The organism is Paracoccus sp. (in: a-proteobacteria), from assembly GCF_046289755.1.
Lineage (GTDB): Bacteria > Pseudomonadota > Alphaproteobacteria > Rhodobacterales > Rhodobacteraceae > Paracoccus.
The window spans coordinates 1-17671 of the sequence record NZ_JBKBVD010000026.1; the positions used below are offsets into that span (position 1 = coordinate 1).

14 protein-coding genes are annotated in these 17671 nt (G+C 65.2%); 9 read left to right on the forward strand and 5 right to left on the reverse strand.

The window, feature by feature from the left end; all coding sequences use genetic code 11:
• The 4 genes from ACK41U_RS11075 to ACK41U_RS11090 form a co-directional block, all read right to left on the reverse strand.
• Positions 1-426 (reverse strand): UPF0758 domain-containing protein (locus tag ACK41U_RS11075; protein ID WP_409679794.1); only part of this gene is annotated, 426 nt, incomplete at its 3' end.
• 43 nt (positions 427-469) lie between these two features.
• The gene (gene dnaJ / locus ACK41U_RS11080; RefSeq protein WP_409679797.1) at positions 470-1642 is read right to left on the reverse strand and encodes a molecular chaperone DnaJ; all 1173 of its coding nucleotides are present in this window, start codon (positions 1640-1642) and stop codon (positions 470-472) included.
• An 82-nt stretch (positions 1643-1724) separates the two neighbouring features.
• Positions 1725-3644 carry a molecular chaperone DnaK gene (gene dnaK / locus ACK41U_RS11085; RefSeq protein ID WP_409679800.1) on the reverse strand — a complete coding sequence of 640 codons (1920 nt, stop codon included), beginning with the start codon at positions 3642-3644 and terminating at the stop codon, positions 1725-1727.
• Positions 3645-3847: 203 nt separating this feature from the next.
• A complete protein-coding gene (locus ACK41U_RS11090) occupies positions 3848-4669 on the reverse strand; it encodes an ABC transporter permease (protein WP_409679803.1) in 822 nt (273 codons plus the stop codon).
• 127 nt (positions 4670-4796) lie between these two features.
• Here ACK41U_RS11090 and cysQ point away from each other — a divergent pair, with 127 nt between their 5' ends.
• The 8 genes from cysQ (at position 4797) to ACK41U_RS11130 (ending at position 13692) form a co-directional block, all read left to right on the forward strand.
• The gene (gene cysQ / locus ACK41U_RS11095; protein WP_409679806.1) at positions 4797-5594 is read left to right on the forward strand and encodes a 3'(2'),5'-bisphosphate nucleotidase CysQ; all 798 of its coding nucleotides are present in this window, start codon (positions 4797-4799) and stop codon (positions 5592-5594) included.
• Between the two features lies 1 nt (position 5595).
• Positions 5596-6396 carry a 3-deoxy-manno-octulosonate cytidylyltransferase gene (locus ACK41U_RS11100; protein ID WP_409679809.1) on the forward strand — a complete coding sequence of 267 codons (801 nt, stop codon included), beginning with the start codon at positions 5596-5598 and terminating at the stop codon, positions 6394-6396.
• Between the two features lie 187 nt (positions 6397-6583).
• Complete coding sequence (locus ACK41U_RS11105) at positions 6584-7480, forward strand: UTP--glucose-1-phosphate uridylyltransferase (protein WP_409679812.1); 897 nt, start codon at positions 6584-6586, stop codon at positions 7478-7480.
• Positions 7481-7484: 4 nt separating this feature from the next.
• Positions 7485-8471, forward strand: coding sequence for a UDP-glucose 4-epimerase GalE (galE, locus tag ACK41U_RS11110; RefSeq protein WP_409679815.1), 987 nt, complete (start codon positions 7485-7487; stop codon positions 8469-8471).
• A complete protein-coding gene (locus tag ACK41U_RS11115; RefSeq protein WP_409679818.1) occupies positions 8468-9511 on the forward strand; it encodes a glycosyltransferase family 2 protein in 1044 nt (347 codons plus the stop codon). The genes galE and ACK41U_RS11115 overlap by 4 nt, the downstream gene beginning before the upstream one ends.
• Positions 9512-9590: 79 nt before the next feature.
• Positions 9591-10622, forward strand: coding sequence for a glycosyltransferase family 2 protein (locus tag ACK41U_RS11120; protein ID WP_409679821.1), 1032 nt, complete (start codon positions 9591-9593; stop codon positions 10620-10622).
• Positions 10619-12307, forward strand: coding sequence for a beta-1,6-N-acetylglucosaminyltransferase (locus ACK41U_RS11125; RefSeq protein ID WP_409679824.1), 1689 nt, complete (start codon positions 10619-10621; stop codon positions 12305-12307). Before ACK41U_RS11120 ends, ACK41U_RS11125 begins: the two co-directional genes overlap by 4 nt.
• Positions 12304-13692: a hypothetical protein gene (locus ACK41U_RS11130; RefSeq protein ID WP_409679827.1), complete on the forward strand. Its 1389-nt coding sequence runs from the start codon at positions 12304-12306 to the stop codon at positions 13690-13692. The genes ACK41U_RS11125 and ACK41U_RS11130 overlap by 4 nt, the downstream gene beginning before the upstream one ends.
• Here the strand turns inward: ACK41U_RS11130 and ACK41U_RS11135 are convergent.
• Positions 13689-14159 carry an Lrp/AsnC family transcriptional regulator gene (locus ACK41U_RS11135; RefSeq protein ID WP_409679830.1) on the reverse strand — a complete coding sequence of 157 codons (471 nt, stop codon included), beginning with the start codon at positions 14157-14159 and terminating at the stop codon, positions 13689-13691. The genes ACK41U_RS11130 and ACK41U_RS11135 overlap by 4 nt on opposite strands.
• A gap of 102 nt (positions 14160-14261) precedes the next feature.
• Here ACK41U_RS11135 and putA point away from each other — a divergent pair, with 102 nt between their 5' ends.
• A complete protein-coding gene (putA, locus tag ACK41U_RS11140; protein ID WP_409679833.1) occupies positions 14262-17660 on the forward strand; it encodes a bifunctional proline dehydrogenase/L-glutamate gamma-semialdehyde dehydrogenase PutA in 3399 nt (1132 codons plus the stop codon).
• Positions 17661-17671: the final 11 nt, after the last annotated feature.

The window sequence follows — 17671 nt, forward strand, 5'->3', positions numbered from 1 at the left end:
CAGCGCCTGCCAGCCCGACAGAACGGGCCGGTGCATGACGCGGGCGCGGGCCATGCGCTGTGCGGCGGCCTCGACGATCTTCAGTTCCGTCACGACGGCGGGGCCCGCGCCCTCGATCTGCTGCAGCCGGGCCGGGGGTGCTGTGATCACACGGTTGAAATCGCCGAAGTTTTCGATCAGGCGCCGGGCCAGCGGCTTGACGTCCTGACGCGGGATGGCGCGGAACAGCACCAGTTCCAGCAGTTCATAATCCGGCATCGCCGCCGCGCCGCCCGCCATGAACCGCTCGCGCAGGCGCGCGCGGTGATCGGCCAGATAGGACGGTCCCGCGCCGCGCGGCTGCGCGGGCGCTGGCAGCGCCACGTCATCAGGCGCGGGCTGGAACAGGGGCAGGGGCATTTCGCCAAAGGCACGATTCGGGTCCATGCCGCCAGCATGATCCCGAAGCCGTAAAGAAATCGCTAACGCCTCAGCGGGTCATGCCGTCCCAGAAGCTTTTGACCTTGTCGAAAAAGCTGTCCGATTGCGGGCTGTTGTCCGATTTCTCGGCCTCGAACTCGCGCAGCAGCTCTTTCTGGCGCGACGAGAGGTTCACCGGCGTCTCGACCGTCAGCTCGATCAGCATGTCGCCAAAGTCGCCACCCGCGCCGGGACCGTGCCGCAGCGGCGGCATGCCCTTGCCGCGCAGCCGCATCTGGCGCCCCGACTGGCTGCCCGCAGGCACCTTGACCCGCGCGCGGCCGCCGTCGATCGTGGGCACCTCGACCTCGCCGCCCAGTGCCGCGGTCGCCATGCTGACCGGCACCTGACAGGCCAGCATCTTGCCCTCGCGCAGAAAGATATTGTGCTCGGCCACGTCGATAAAGATATACAGATCGCCCGCATGGCCACCGCGCAGCCCGGCCTCGCCCTCGCTTGCCAGACGGATGCGGGTGCCGGTCTCGACGCCTGCGGGAATATTCACCGCCAGCGTGCGGTCGCGCTCGATGCGGCCCGCGCCGTGGCAGGCCTTGCAGGGGTTCTTGACGATCTGGCCCGCGCCGCCGCAGGTCGGGCAGGTGCGTTCGACGGTGAAAAAGCCCTGCTGCGCCCGGACCTTGCCCATGCCCGCGCAGGTGGGGCAGGTGGCGGGCTGGGTCGCGCCCTCGGCGCCGGTGCCGTCGCATTCCTCGCAGGCGACCGAACCGGGAACGGTGATCGACTTCTGCGTGCCGCGATAGGCATCCTCCAGCGACACCTGAAGGTTGTAGCGCAGATCCTGACCGCGCTGCGACCGGGACCGTCCGCCCCCGCCACCGCCGCGCCGTCCCATCATATCGCCGAACAGATCCTCGAACACATCGGCGAATGCTGCGCCGAAATCGCCGGGATGGCCGCCCGGAGCCCCGCGCGCGCCGCCGAAACCGCCGCCGCCGCCCTCGAAGGCGGCATGGCCAAAGCGGTCATAGGCGGCCTTTTTCTGGTCGTCCTTGAGGCATTCATACGCCTCGTTCACTTCCTTGAAGCGCGCCTCGGCGGTGGTGTCGTCCTGATTGCGGTCGGGGTGCAGTTCCTTGGCCTTGGTGCGGTAGGCCTTCTTGATCTCGTCCGCCGCAGAGCCGCGGGCAATCCCCAGAACCTCGTAATAGCAACGCTTGCCCATTTGTCGTCCTGTTCAGAAGTCGCAACGAGCAGGCCGGCCCGCTTGCTTGCGCGGACCGGCCCGGTGCTGGACGCGGCTGCGATCAGCCGCGCTTCTTGTTGTCGCCCAGATCCTCGAAATCGGCGTCGACGATGTCGTCGTCAACGTCGCGGGGCCGGTCGCCATCATCGCCCGATGCCGCCTCTTCGCCGCCCTGCTGGGCTTTGTAGATCGCTTCGCCAAGGCGCATGGACGCATCCATCACGTTCTGAATGCCCGAACGGATCTTGCCCGAATCATCGGATTTCAGCGTCTCTTCCAGCGCGCCGATGGCCAGTTCGATCGCCTCGACGGTCGAGCTGTCGACCTTGTCGCCATGCTCGTCCAGCGACTTTCTGGTCGAATGGATCAGGCTTTCGGCCTGGTTGCGGGCCTCGACCAGTTCGCGGCGGCCCTTGTCAGCCTCGGCGTTCTGTTCGGCGTCCTTGACCATGCGTTCGATATCCTCGTCGGTCAGACCGCCCGAGGCTGCGATGGTGATCTTCTGTTCCTTGCCCGTGCCCTTGTCGCGGGCCGAGACCGACACGATGCCGTTGGCGTCGATGTCAAAGGTCACCTCGATCTGCGGCATGCCGCGCGGCGCGGGCGGGATGTTTTCCAGATTGAACTGGCCCAGCATCTTGTTGTCCGCCGCCATCTCGCGTTCGCCCTGGAAGACGCGGATGGTCACCGCGTTCTGATTGTCCTCGGCGGTCGAGAAGATCTGACCCTTCTTGGTCGGGATCGTGGTGTTGCGGTCGATCAGGCGGGTAAAGACACCGCCAAGCGTCTCGATCCCCAGCGACAGGGGCGTCACGTCCAGCAGCACGACATCCTTGACATCGCCCTGCAGAACACCGGCCTGAATGGCGGCGCCAAGGGCCACGACCTCATCGGGGTTCACGCCCTTGTGGGGTTCCTTGCCGAAGAATTCGGTCACCTCGGCCACGACCTTGGGCATGCGGGTCATGCCGCCGACCAGAACCACCTCGTCGATGTCGGATTTCGAGCAACCGGCATCTTTCAGGGCTTCCTGCACCGGCTTCATCGTGCGCTTGATCAGGTCGGCCACAAGGCTTTCCAGCTTGGCGCGGGTCAGCTTGACGACAAGGTGCAGGGGCGTGCCGCTGTTCTTGTCCATGCTGATGAAGGGCTGGTTGATCTCGGTCTGGCTGGAGGACGACAGTTCGATCTTGGCCTTTTCAGCGGCCTCTTTCAGGCGCTGGAGGGCCATCTTGTCCTTGGACAGATCGACACCGTGTTCCTTTTTGAACTCGTCGGCCAGATACTGGACGATCCGCATGTCAAAGTCTTCGCCACCAAGGAAGGTGTCGCCGTTGGTGGATTTCACCTCGAACAGACCGTCGTCGATTTCCAGAATGGTGATGTCGAAGGTGCCGCCGCCAAGGTCATAGACCGCGATGGTCCGGCTTTCCTTCTTGTCCAGACCATAGGCCAGCGCGGCGGCGGTCGGCTCGTTGATGATGCGCAGCACTTCCAGACCGGCGATCTTGCCCGCGTCCTTGGTCGCCTGACGCTGAGCGTCGTTGAAATAGGCGGGGACCGTGATCACGGCCTGGGTGACGGTCTCGCCCAGATAGGATTCAGCGGTCTCCTTCATCTTCTGAAGGATCATCGCGCTGACCTGTGCGGGCGAATATTTCTCGTTCTTGACCTCGACCCAGGCATCGCCGTTGCCGCCATCCACGATGGAATAGGGCACGAGATTGCGGTCTTTTTCCACGGCTGCATCGCCCATGCGACGGCCGATCAGGCGTTTGACGGCAAACACGGTGTTGGTGGGGTTGGTGACGGCCTGACGCTTGGCGGGCTGGCCGACCAGACGCTCACCATCCGTGAAGCCGACGATCGAGGGCGTGGTGCGTGCGCCTTCGCTGTTTTCGATGACCTTGGGCTGGCTGCCGTCCATGATTGCGACGCAGCTGTTCGTGGTGCCGAGGTCGATGCCGATGACTTTTGACATATGTGTGTAACCTTCTCTTGCGGCGATGTTCTGGGTCTTGGGTCCGTTATGGCCCCCGCGGCCCGATCCCTTGGTAGTACGTTGGCCCGGAACCTCCGGGGTCGTCGCGGCTGTATATAGGAATGGAATTCCGGCCCGCAAGCCGGGTGAGGGGGCAAATGAGGTAAGATCACGACACGGGGGAAGCCGGTCGCAACCTGATCTCAGGACCGCATGCTCCAGCTGAGGGATTCATATTTGCGGGTGGTAAAGTTGATCAGAAGCCCGATCATCAGCGCCGCAATGGCGACGTAAAGCGGGTAAAGCAGGACCGTTCTTTGCGGCGTGTAGTTGATGAACATGTAGCCGCGCATCTGGTCGATATTGTGGAAAAGCGGGTTCCAGATGAACCACGGCAGCAGGAAACCCGGCAGCAGATTGGCCACGAACATCTTGCCGGACAGGATCAGCTGGATGCGCATGTAGATGGTCGAGATGACGCCGGATCCCGACGGAAACCACGGGCGGATTCCCAGAAAGACCAGCCCGACACAGCAGCCGCTGAACCACGCAAGCCCGATCATGGCGGCGACGCCCAACGGGTCGTAGATATAGACCGGGGTGAACAGCAGATGATACGAGCCCAGGATGATGAGCAGCGCAAAGGTCTGCTGGTAAAGCGCCGCCAACGCCGCCGCGCAGATCAGAACGAACGCGTTCAGCGGCTCATGTTTCAGCACGCCCTTGCTGATCGAATGGGCGCCCGACACGGCTCCGACCGACTTGACATGCGTCATGAAGCAAAAGATGCCGGTCAGGATATAGAGCAGAAAGTCACCGCGAATAGGCGCGTTCCTGATCCCGATCAGGTAATACATCGCCAGCAGGATGCCGACCATCACCAGCGACTGCGAGACCTCAAGGAAGATGCCAACCAGCGCGTTGCGGTTGTTGGTGCGCAGTTTGTAGGCCGTCTGATGGTGGATCAGCGCCAGTGTCGCCATGGTCGCGTCGAGCATGGTTTTCGGGCGACGTGGCTCAAACATGGGCTGACCTCCGGGTCGGGCGGGGCTGAGGACGCTTGTCCAATGCGCCCCGGCTAATCTACATAGCGACAACGGCTGCCACAATACTGCCAAGGCCCGCCGGGCCCGCGCCACGAAAGGAAACTGGATGCAATTCGATCGACTGACGACCGAGATGCGTCGTCTGGCATTGCTGGCCGGCGAGCGGATCATGCAGATCTACACTTCGGATGACTTCGATATCCGGGCCAAGTCGGACGATTCTCCGGTCACGGCGGCCGACGAGGCCGCGGATGCGCTGATTTCAGAGGGGCTGCGCGCCGCGTTTCCCGACATCGCGCTGGTGACCGAGGAACAAGCCGAGACCCACGGTCAGGTTCTGAGCAGCTTTCTGATCGTTGACCCGCTGGACGGGACCAAGGAATTCGTGCAGCGGCGCGGCGATTTCACGGTCAACATCGCTTATGTGCAGGACGGCATTCCGGTTCGGGGCGTGGTCTATGCGCCCGCCAAGGGCAGGCTGTTCTATACAACTGATGACGGTCGATCGGTCGAAGAGACGGGGCCGTTTGGCGAGATGCCCGGTGCAACCACGCCGATCGGGGTCAATGCGACACCCGACAACCGGGCGCTGATGGTCGTGGCCTCCAAGTCGCACCGCGATGCGGCAACCGACGACTATATCGCGCGCTATGGCGTGCGCGACATGACCAGCGCGGGCAGTTCGCTGAAGTTCTGTCTGGTGGCTACGGGCGAGGCCGATCTGTATCCGCGCCTCGGCCGCACGATGGAATGGGACACGGCGGCAGGCGATGCGGTCCTGCGCGGCGCGGGCGGCGAGGTTGTGCGCTTTGACGATCACAGCCCGCTGATCTATGGCAAGCCGGGCTTTGAAAACCCGTTCTTTATCGCCTACGCGCCGGGCGTTCTGCTGGCGAAAGACTGAAATGTCGGTGCTGATCGTCATTCCCGCCCGCTTTGCCTCGTCCCGCTATCCGGGCAAGCCGCTGGTCGGATTGCGCGGCGCCACCGGCGAGTCGCGCAGCCTGATCCGCCGCAGCTGGGAGGCCGCGATGGGCGTTCCGGGCGCCGGTCGCGTCGTCGTCGCCACCGATGACGACCGTATCCGCGACCATGCCGAGGGTTTTGGGGCCGAGGTGGTGATGACCAGCCCCGCCTGCCGCAATGGCACCGAGCGCTGCGCCGAGGCTGTGAACAATCTTGGCCTCACCCCCGAGATCGTGGTGAACCTGCAGGGCGATGCACCGCTGACGCCCGCATGGTTTGTCGAGGATCTGGTCGCGGGTCTGCGCGCCGCGCCCGATGCCGAACTGGCCACGCCGGTCCTGCGCTGCACCGGCCAGATGCGTGCCGACCTGATTGCTGATCGCCATGCCGGCCGGGTGGGCGGCACCACGGCTGTTTTCGGACATGACCATCAGGCGCTGTATTTCTCGAAAGAGGTCATTCCTTTCGCCGCTGCCTCTTTTCAAGGCGATGCCCCCAGCCCGGTCTTTCATCATGTCGGCGTCTATGCCTATCGCCCCGCGGCGCTGGCGGCCTATCCCCACTGGCCCGAAGGCGTGCTGGAGCGGCTGGAGGGGCTGGAACAGTTGCGCTTTCTGGAACAGGGGCGCCGGGTTCTGTGCGTCGAAGTGCAGGCGCGGGGCAGACAGTTCTGGGAACTCAACAACCCCGAGGACGTTCAACGTCTGGAGCAAATGTTGGCACAAATGGATCAATCTTGAACTTTCAAGGTGTTGCCGCAGCGCAGAATGCGAATTTATTGTGTAACTTTATATGGTTTTCAAGGAATCTCTTGGCGGTATCCTGCCTAGACATTAAACTCGCATTTGAACATGGCTGTGGGTTGTGTACTGCAGCGGCAATGAAACTGTTGCGCGAAAGCGCGGTGCGAACACACGAGGTATCCCTATGGGTCGCAAGGTTACGAAGGCCATCTTTCCGGTAGCCGGGTTGGGCACACGATTTCTGCCAGCCACCAAGAGCATCCCAAAAGAGATCCTCTCTCTGGTCGATAAGCCACTGATTCAATACGCAATCGACGAGGCCCGCGCCGCTGGTATCAAGGAATTCATCTTTGTGACCTCGCGCGGCAAGGGGGCGCTTGAGGACTATTTCGACCACGCCCACGAATTGGAGTCGAACCTCAAGAAGGCCGGCAAGGACAAGCTGCTGGAGGTTCTGCGCCAGACAAACATGGATTCGGGCGCCATCGCCTATATCCGCCAGCACAAGGCTCTGGGCCTCGGTCACGCCGTGTGGTGCGCCCGCCGCCTGCTGTCCGATGACGAACCTTTTGCTGTCGTGCTGACCGATGACGTGATTCAGGGCGAGCCGCCCTGCCTGCAGCAGATGATCGAGGCCTATGGCGAAACCGGCGGCAGCATGGTCGCCACGATGGAGGTGCCCTCGGACAAGGTGTCGTCCTATGGCGTGCTGGACGTGGCCGAGGATATGGGCGCCATCGTCCGTGCCAAGGGCATGGTGGAAAAGCCCGCACCCGGCACCGAGCCGTCGAACCTTGCCGTGATCGGGCGCTATATCCTGGCGCCGACCGTGATGAAGAACCTCAACAAGCTCAAGCAGGGTGCAGGTGGCGAGATCCAGCTGACCGACGCCATCGCGGACGAGATTGCTGCCGGTCGCGGCGTTTATGGCCTGCGCTTCCGGGGTCAGCGGTTCGACTGCGGCTCCAAGGCGGGCTTTCTGCAGGCCACGGTGGCCTTTGGCCTCGAACGTGAGGATCTGAAGGAAGAGTTCGCCGAGTACCTCTATCAGGTCATGGCGATGCGCCGCGCGGCGGAGTGATCCGATGAGCGATGTCGTTCTTGTAACCGGCGGTGCCGGTTACATCGGCTCGCATGCCTGCAAGGCGCTGGCGGCGGCGGGCTATACCCCGGTGACGCTGGACAACCTGTCCACAGGCTGGCGCGATGCGGTGAAATTCGGTCCCTTTGTCGAAGCCGATCTGATGGATCGCGCCGCGCTGGACGCGGCCTTTGCCGAATGGAAGCCCGTTGCGGTTCTGCATTTCGCAGCCTTGTCGCAGGTGGGCGAAGCAATGGCCGAGCCGGGCAAATACTGGCGCAACAACGTGGCCGGGTCGCTGAACCTGATCGAGGCGGCCGTGGCGGCGGGTTGCATGGATTTCGTCTTCAGCTCGACCTGCGCGACCTATGGCGACCGCGACGGCGAGGTGCTTGACGAGGACACGCCGCAGGCGCCGCTGAACGCTTATGGCGCCTCGAAGCGCGCGATTGAGGACATGCTGGTCGATTTCGGCGCCGCCTATGGGCTGCGCCATGTGATTTTCCGCTATTTCAACGTCGCGGGCGCCGACCCGGACGCCGAGGTGGGTGAATTTCATCGCCCCGAGACGCATCTGATCCCGCTGATTCTGGATGCGGTCGATGGCAAGCGCGCGGCGCTGACCATCCACGGCACCGACTATCCGACCGAGGACGGCACCTGCATCCGCGACTATGTCCATGTGATGGATCTGGTCGATGCGCATGTGAAGGGTCTGGAATGGCTGCGCGCGGACAAGGGCAGCCGGGTCTTCTGTCTGGGCACCGGCGACGGGTTCTCGGTCCGCGAGGTCGTGGATGCGACGCGCCATGTCACCAACCGCGCGGTGCCGATGGTCGATGGCCCGCGCCGGGGCGGCGATGCGGTCAAGCTGGTCTGCGGCAGCCAGCGCGCCAAGACCGATCTGGGCTGGACGCCCGACCGCTCTACCATGAAGCAGATGATCACGGATGCCTGGCGCTGGCATCAGTCGGGCGACTACAGGGCGTGACCGATCTGCTGCGGCAGGTCTGGTGGGCCTATCGCCTGCGCTGGAAGCGGCGCCGCCTGCTGTGGCGGTGCTGGCGCGCGGCGCGCAGGCTGCGTCCGATAGCCGACAGGACGGCGGCCATCACGCCGGACGCGATCCTTGCTGTCGTCACCATCCGCAACGAGGCGCTGCGGCTGCCAGAGTTTCTGGCCCATTACCGGGGGCTGGGCGTTGACCACTTTCTGATTGTGGACAATGACAGTGATGACGGCTCGACCGAGTATCTCGCGGCGCAGCCGGATGTGTCCCTGTGGCACTGCGGTGACAGTTATCGTGCGGCCCGCTTCGGGATTGACTGGGCGGGGGCGCTGCTGTGGCGCTATGGCCACAGGCACTGGTGCCTGACGGTCGATGCCGATGAACTGCTGATCTATCCCGGCCATGACGGCCGCGACCTGCACGCCCTGACCGCGTATCTGGACGCGCAGGGCGTCGCGGGATTGGGGGCGCTGATGCTGGACCTGTATCCTCAGGGACCGCTTGGCACGGCGGATGCACCCGAGGGCGCGGCCCTGACCGACCGCCTGCCGTGGTTCGATGCCGGGCCGCATCGCAGCCGCCGCATGATGCCGCGCCGCAATCTGTGGGTTCAGGGCGGCGTGCGCGACCGGGCCTTTTTCGCCGACAGACCCCAGCGCGCGCCGACCCTGAACAAGCTGCCGCTGATCCGGTGGCGGCGGGGCTATGCCTATTTCAACTCGACCCATTCGATGCTGCCGCCGCGGCTGAACCTGCTGTGGGACGGGCCGGGCGATCCGCGCCTGTCGGGGGTGCTGCTGCACAGCAAGTTCCTGCCCGAGATCATCGGCAAGTCGCAGGAAGAGCTGGATCGCCGCCAGCATTTCGTCGATCCCGACCTCTATCGCAGCTATCATCAGGACCTGACCGATGCGCCCGTTCTGCATGGTCCCGCGTCATGCCGTTTTCTGGATTGGGGCCAGCTTGTCGGGCTGGAGCTGATGGGGACGGGCGGTTGGATGGATCAAGAACTGACCGATTAGCCCTTGCCAAGCGGCTCCGGCCTGCACATTGCTGTAGCGTGATGTTGTTTTGTAACGAGTGTGACGCCAGCAGGGGTTTATGCTGCGGTTAAGTCAAATTCCTGTGCCCGACCGCCTGCGCCGCAGGACCGAACGGCAATATCTGATCGCGCGGGCATTCAACCGTCGGCGCGCACTGAAACCTGTTCAGGACCGCAGCGCGCAGATCCGCAAGGACGACATCCTTGCCTTCGTCACCATGCGCAATGAGCGCGAGCGGCTGCCCTATTTCCTCGACTACTATCGCAATCTGGGTGTGAACCACTTTCTGTTCGTTAACAACGACAGTGAGGACGGCAGCGGCAACTACCTGCGCGAGCAACCCGATGTGTCGCTGTGGTGGACCAGGGCGCGCTACAAGAACGCCCGCTTCGGGATGGACTGGATCAACTGGCTGTTGCTGCGGCATGGCACCGGGCACTGGTGCCTGACGGTCGATCCTGACGAGTTTCTTGTTTATCCCCATTGCGATACCCGCCCGCTCTCCGCGCTGACAAGCTGGCTGGAGGCGTCGGGGCGGCGCAGCTTTCCCGCGATGCTGCTGGACATGTACCCCAAAGGCGATCTTGAGGATCAGCCCTACGCCGAGGGGATGGACCCGTTCACCATCGCGCGCTGGTTCGATCCGGCCAATTACACCATCAGCAAGAACGCCTTTTACGGCAATCTGTGGATCCAGGGCGGCCCCCGCACGCGAGAGTTCTTCAAGGCCGAACCTCTGGCCGGACCGGCCCTGAACAAGATCCCGCTGGTCAAATGGCACTGGCGCTATGCCTATGTCAGCTCGACCCATATGTTGCTGCCACGCAGCCTGAACATGGTTTATGATGAGGATGGCGGCGAACAGGCCTCGGGTTGCCTGCTGCACGCCAAATTCCTGTCCAGCTTTGGCGAGAAATCCGCCGAAGAGCTGGACCGCCGCCAGCATTACGCCAACAGCAAGGAATATCAGGCCTATCACGCGGGTCTCAGCAAGCGGGGCATGAATCTGTGGTGCAGCGAATCGCGGGAATACGAGGATTGGCGGCAGCTTGAGGATATGGGCCTGATCTCGCGGGGGAACTGGGCATGACCGGGCCGGTCCGGCTGGGTGTCGTGCTGCTGTGCCACTCTGAGCTGGAGATGGCGGCCCGGATGGCGCGCATCTGGGTGACGGGCGGGGCGAAGGTCGCGATCCATGTGGATGCCAAGGCCCCGGCGGCTGCGGTCGCTGCGATGAAGGCGGCGCTGTCCGATCTGGGGGGGGTGATCTACAGCAGCCGTCACCGCTGTGACTGGGGACGGTTCAGTCTGGTGCGCGCCACGCAGCAGGCGGCCGAGGCGCTGATGTCAGAGTTTCCGGACCTGACCCATGTGTATCTGGCCTCGGGATCGTGCCTGCCGCTGCGCCCGGTCGGTGATCTGATGGCCTATCTGGCCGAAGACCCGCTGCGTGATCACATCGAGTCGGTGAATGCGCTGGATGTCGGCTGGACCGTCGGTGGGCTGAACGAAGAGCGGTTTACCCTGTTCTATCCGCTGGACTGGCGGCGGCACCGCTGGACGTTCGACTGGCTGGTAGAGTTGCAGCGGTCGTTCAGGATTGCACGGCGTATCCCAAAGGGAATCATGCCGCATCTGGGGTCGCAATGGTGGTGCCTGACCACCGCCACGCTGCGCGCCATTCTGGAGGACCCCCGCCGCGCCGAATTCGACCGCTATTTCCGCCTGACGTGGATTCCCGATGAAAGCTATTTCCAGACCCTGGCACGCCATCATGCGGTGCGGATCGAAAGTCACTCGCTGACGCTGGCCAAGTTCGACCATGAGGGGCGACCCTATCAGCTGTATAATGACCACCTGCGGATGCTGGAGGAATCGCACTGCTTTGTCGCGCGCAAGGTCTGGGCGGGCGCGTCAGACCTGATGGAGCAGTTTCCCCGCGCGCCCGCAGGCAGGCCGGACCCGGCACCACCGCAGCCGCAGCGGTTTGAACGGCTGATCAATCGCACGGTGCGCCGCCGCCTGCTGGGCCGGCCGGGTCTGTATATGCAAAGCCGGTTTCCGCGCAAGGATTGCGAGAACGGCAAGACCTCGGCCCCCTATGCGGTGTTTCAGGGCTTTGGCGATATTTTCCATGGGTTCGAGGACTGGCTGGCCCAGCATGTCGAGGCAGATGTGCATGGCCATCTGCTGGGCCCCGACATGGTCGAATTCGCCGGACGGCCCGAGATCGGGCCGGGGGCCATCTCGTCCAACACGCTGATCCGCGACCGCGATCCGCAGGGGTTTCTGACGGCCTTGTTGCGCGTCACCAGCCGGATGCAGCTGTTTCAGTTCAGCCCGCGGGACAATCAGGCGCTGAACTGGTTCATGGCGACGGACCCGAACGCGCATTTTCATGTGATCACAGGGGCGTGGATGCTGCCGCTGCTGCAATGCGACATGCCCTTTGACGACATCCGCCGCGTGACCGCCCAGCTGCAGCGGGCGGAGCTGAAGCAGCTGGACGTACTGAACTCGGTCTGGGTCAAGGCGCGGGTGCAGGTCCACGAGCTGACCGATTTTCTGGCGCGCCCGCAGGCGATCCTGGGCGCGGCGCTGCAACAGCTGCAGGTGCCCGCCCGCGCGGTCACCGATCTGCCGCCGATGCGCGACATGACCGGGCTGTCCGAGTTGTTGCGGCGGCTGCGCAACTCCGGCCTTCAACCGCGGCTGACCGGTGACGGTCTTCCGGTCCCCGAAATTCCTCAGGCTGAAAGGACGGCTGCCGAATGACCGCCCCGTTTCGCTCTTTCGTGATCTTTGCCGAGATGCGCACCGGCTCGAACCTGCTTGAGGCGACGCTGAACGCCGTCAAGGGCGTCACCTGCTTTGGCGAGGCGTTCAACCCCTACATGATGGGCTGGCCCGACAAGGACGAGCTGCAGGGCATCACCCGCGACCAGCGCGAGGCCGAACCGCTGCAACTGTACCGCAAGCTGATGGACCGGCCCGGCCATCTGCCGGGATTCCGCTATTTCCACGACCACGACCCGCGCGTCTTCGATACGATCATCGACGACCGGACCTGCGCCAAGGTCGTGCTGACCCGCAACCCGCTGGACAGCTATGTCTCGACCCGGCTGGCATGGGAGACCAACCAGTGGAAGCTGAACGAGACCGAGACCCCGATCCCCGCCGCCACCACCTATGACGGCACCGAGTTCCGCGACATGACCACCGCGGTCGAGCGGTTCCAGCGCCGCGTGCTGCACCGGCTGCAGGTGTCCGGGCAGGCGGCCTTCTGGCTGGGATACGAGGATCTGCGCGATGCCGATGTGATGACCGGCCTGATCCATTGGCTGGGCCGCACCGATATTGCGCGCGTTGAACCGGCCCGCGATCAGGTGCCCCAGAATCCGCGTGAACTGGCCGAAAAGGTGCGCAATTTCGACGAGATGCAGGCCGATCTGCGTCAGCTTGACCCGTTCATGCTGCGTCGCGTGCCGAATTTCGAGCCGCGCCGTGGCCCCTCGGTGCCGGGATTTGTCGCGGTGGAGGCGGGGCAGGGGCTGTTGCACATGCCGGTCAAGGGCGGGCCTGCGGGCGTTCTGGACTGGATGGGCAGGCTGGGCACGCCGCAGACCGGCTTTACCCAGACCACGCTGCGCCAGTGGAAGCGCAAGCATCCCGGCCATCGCAGCTTTACCGTGCTGCGCCACCCGCTGTTCCGGGCCTGGACCGCCTTTGGCCAGTTGCTGACCGACGCGACCCCCGACACCCGGCAGCTGATGCGCGATGTTCACCGCGTGGCCTTGCCCCATGACGCGGACCTGCCCGGCCTGGGCCAGGACCGCAAGCTGGAGCTGTTCGCGGCCTTTCTGGATTTCCTGCGCCGCAACCTGAACGCGCAGACGACGCTGCCCACCCATCCCGCATGGGCCAGCCAGTCCGAGGTCGTGGCCGGGTTCGCCCGCTTTGTCCCGCCCGACATGATCCTGCGCGAGGACCGGCTGGCGCAGGACCTGCCCGCCCTGACCGATGCCGCCGGGATCAGGAACGCGAAGCCGCAGCATCTCGAACCTGAACAGATGCCCGGCTTCCTGCGCGACAAGCCGCTGTTGCAGGCCGCAAAGCAGGCCTATCTGCGCGACTACATCGCATTCGGTTTTGCGGACTAGCCCTCCAGCCCGGACCAGCCCTGCTCCACCACCGCCTCCATCGCCACATAGCTGGAGGTGGCAGTGATATGGGGCAGGGCCGAGATCTGCTCGGCCATGATGCGGCGGTAATCGGCCATGTCGCGCGACCGGACCTTGAGCAGATAGTCGAAGCCGCCCGCGATCAGATAGCATTCCTCGATCGCCTCGATCTTGCGGATGGCTGTGTTGAACGCCTCCAGCGCCTTTTGCCGCGTGTCCGACAGGCGCACCTCAACATAGGTCACATGGGTCAGCCCCAGCTTCAGCGGCGACAGGATCGCGCGGTATCCAGTGATCAGCCCGGCCTCTTCCAGCTGCCGGATGCGCAGCGCCACCGGCGTCTTGGACAGCCCCACCTTGCGCGCCAGCTCGGTCACCGGAATGCGGGCATTGGCCACCAGTTCCGACAGGATGCGGCGGTTGATCGGGTCCAGAAGGTCGGTCATGGCGGCTTTCTTTGTGCAATACGCCCATCATTCTGCCCCAGATTGGACACATTGACCACGCGCTATCCGCTATCCTGCGGTCATCATCTTCAGGAGTCCGCCATGACCGATCTGTCCGCCTTCGCCTCTGCCGCCAAATTCGCGCCCGAGCGTGAGGTGCTGGACCGGTTGGTGTCCGAAACCGCCCTGTCGTCCGAGGCCCGCGCCCGCATCAGCGCGGATGCCGCCGGTCTGGTCCGCAGCATCCGCGCCCAGTCCCGCCCGACGATGATGGAACACATGCTGGCCGAATACGGGCTGTCCACGCGCGAAGGCGTCGCCCTGATGTGTCTGGCCGAGGCGATGCTGCGCGTGCCCGACCGCATGACCATCGACGCGCTGATCGAGGACAAGATCGCGCCCTCGGACTGGGGCCGCCACCTGGGCGAAAGCGCGTCCAGTCTGGTGAACGCCTCGACATGGGCGCTGATGCTGACCGGCCGGGTGCTGGATGACCCGCAGCCGGGCATCGCGGGCACGCTGCGCGGCGCCATCCGCCGTCTGGGCGAGCCGGTGATCCGCACCGCCATGCAGCGCGCCATGCGCGAGATGGGCCGCCAGTTCGTGCTGGGCCAGACCATCGGCGCGGCGCTGGACCGCGCGCGGTCGCTGGAGGTCAAGGGCTATAGCTATAGCTATGACATGCTGGGCGAGGCGGCGATGACCGCCGAGGATGCCGACCGCTATGCCCGCTCCTATGCGGACGCGATTGCAGCGATTGCCAAGGCCTGCACCAGGGGCGATGTGCGGATGAATCCCGGCATCTCGATCAAGCTGTCGGCGCTGCACCCCCGATACGAGGTCGCGCAAGAGGCCCGCGTGATGGCCGAGCTGGTGCCGGTGGTGCGGGATCTGGCCCGCGCCGCGCGCGCCGCCAATATGGGCATGAACATCGACGCCGAGGAGCAGGACCGTCTGGCCCTGTCGTTGCAGGTGATCGCGGCCGTTCTGGCCGATCCCGAACTGGCCGGGTGGGACGGCTTTGGCGTGGTAGTGCAGGCCTATGGCAAGCGCGCGGGCGCCACGATCGACTGGCTGTATCAGCAGGCCGTGCGGCATGACCGCCGCATCATGGTGCGTCTGGTCAAGGGCGCCTATTGGGACACCGAGATGAAGCGCGCGCAGGTCGAGGGGTTCGATGATTTCCCGCTGTTCACCTCGAAAACCGCCACCGATGTCAGCTATATCGCCAATGCCGCCAGGCTGATCGGCTATGCCGACCGCATCTATCCGCAATTCGCCACCCATAACGCCCATTCCGTCGCGGCGATTCTTGAGATGGCGCAGGGCGTCGATTACGAATTCCAGCGCCTGCATGGCATGGGCGAGCGTCTGCACGACATCGTGCTGTCGGATCGCGGCACCCGCTGCCGCATCTATGCTCCCGTCGGCGCGCATCGCGACCTGCTGGCCTATCTGGTGCGCCGCCTGCTGGAAAACGGCGCCAATTCCAGCTTCGTCAACCAGATCGTGGACGATGAGGTCGCCCCCGAAGACATCGCCCGCGACCCCTTCGACGCCCTGCCCGAAGCCCGCGCCCCCGAAGCCCTGAAGGCGCCCACCGCCATCTATGGCGCGGGTCGCGTCAACTCGCAGGGCTTCGATCTGACCGCGCAGGACGTGCTGGCCCGCATCAACGCCGCCCGCGACGGCGCCATTGCCGATGCAGGCCCGCTGACCGTCCGCCCCGCCACCGGCACCCCCGTCCCGGTCCTGAACCCGGCCACCGGCGAGACGCTGGCCCATGTGACCGAGGCCGATGCCGCCACCGTCGCCCGCGCCATCGACGACGCGCAGCCCTGGGACGCCGCGCCGCGCGAGCGCGCCGCCACCCTGCGCCGCGCCGCCGACCTGTATGAGGCCGAATTCGGCCCGATCTTCGCCATCCTCGCCCGCGAGGCGGGCAAGACCCTGAACGACGCCGTGGCCGAACTGCGCGAGGCGGTCGATTTCCTGCGCTATTACCCGACCCAGGGTGAGGTCCGCGCCGATGCCCCCCGCGGCATCATCACCGCCATCAGCCCGTGGAACTTCCCGCTGGCGATCTTCACCGGCCAGATCGCGGCGGCCCTGATGGCAGGCAACGCGGTGCTGGCCAAGCCCGCCGAACAGACGCCGCTGATCGCCGCATTGGCCGTGCGCCTGCTGCATCAGGCGGGCGTGCCCGCATCGGCGCTGCAATTGCTGCCCGGCGACGGCGCCACGGTCGGCGCGGCCCTGACCCGCGATCCGCGCATCACGGGCGTGGTCTTCACCGGCTCGACCGACACTGCGCGTCTGATCGCCACCAGCATGGCCCAGCATATGGCGCCCGGCACGCCGCTGATCGCGGAAACCGGCGGCCTGAACGCGATGATCGTGGACAGCACCGCCCTGCCCGAACAGGCGGTGCGCGACATCATGGCCTCGTCCTTCCGCTCGGCGGGGCAGCGCTGCTCGGCCCTGCGCTGCCTCTATGTGCAGGAAGACATCGCCCCCCACCTGATCCAGATGATCAAGGGCGCGATGGACCAGCTGACAGTCAGCGACCCGTGGCACCTTTCCACCGATGTCGGCCCGGTCATCGACGATGAGGCCCGCGCGGGCATCCTCGACTGGACCCGCGCCCGCGGCACCGATGTGCTGCACCAGCGCCCCGCCCCCGATACGGGCTGCTTCGTGCCCCCCGCCCTGATCCGCGTTTCGGGCATCGAGGATATGGACCGCGAAATCTTTGGCCCCGTCCTGCATGTCGCCACCTACAAGGCCCGCGATCTGGACCGGGTGATCGCCGCCATCAACGCGCGCGGCTACGGGCTGACCTTCGGGTTGCACACCCGCATCGACAGCCGCGTGCAAGAGGTGACCGACGCGATCCATGCAGGCAACCTCTACGTCAACCGCAATCAGGTCGGCGCCACCGTGGGCAGCCAGCCCTTCGGCGGCGAGGGCCTGTCCGGCACCGGCCCCAAGGCGGGCGGTCCCCTCTACCTGCCGCGCTTTTTCGCGCCCGAGGCCCCAAAGGCCACCGAGGCATGGGAACACCCCGAAGACCCGGCCCGCCTGAGCACGGCCCTGACCGGCCACAGCGCGCAGCGCGTGGACGAAATGCTGATGCCCGGCCCCACCGGAGAGCTGAACCGCCTGACCCTGCTGTCGCGCCCGCCGGTCCTCTGCCTGGGGCCGGGTGCCGCTGCGGCCGAGGCGCAGGCGCAGGCGGTGCGCGCCCTTGGCGGGCAGGCGGTCACCGCCACCGGCACGCTGGACCCCGACGCGCTGACGGATCTGCCCGATCTTTCGGCAGTGCTCTGGTGGGGTGATGCGGCACAGGGCCGCGCGCTGGCACAGGCCCTGTCGCGCCGCCCCGGCCCGCTGGTGCCGCTGATCACCAGCCACCCCGACCGCGCCCATGTCCTGCACGAGCGTCACCTCTGCGTCGACACCACCGCCGCCGGAGGCAACGCGGCCCTGCTCGCCGGCTGATCCGCTTCTTC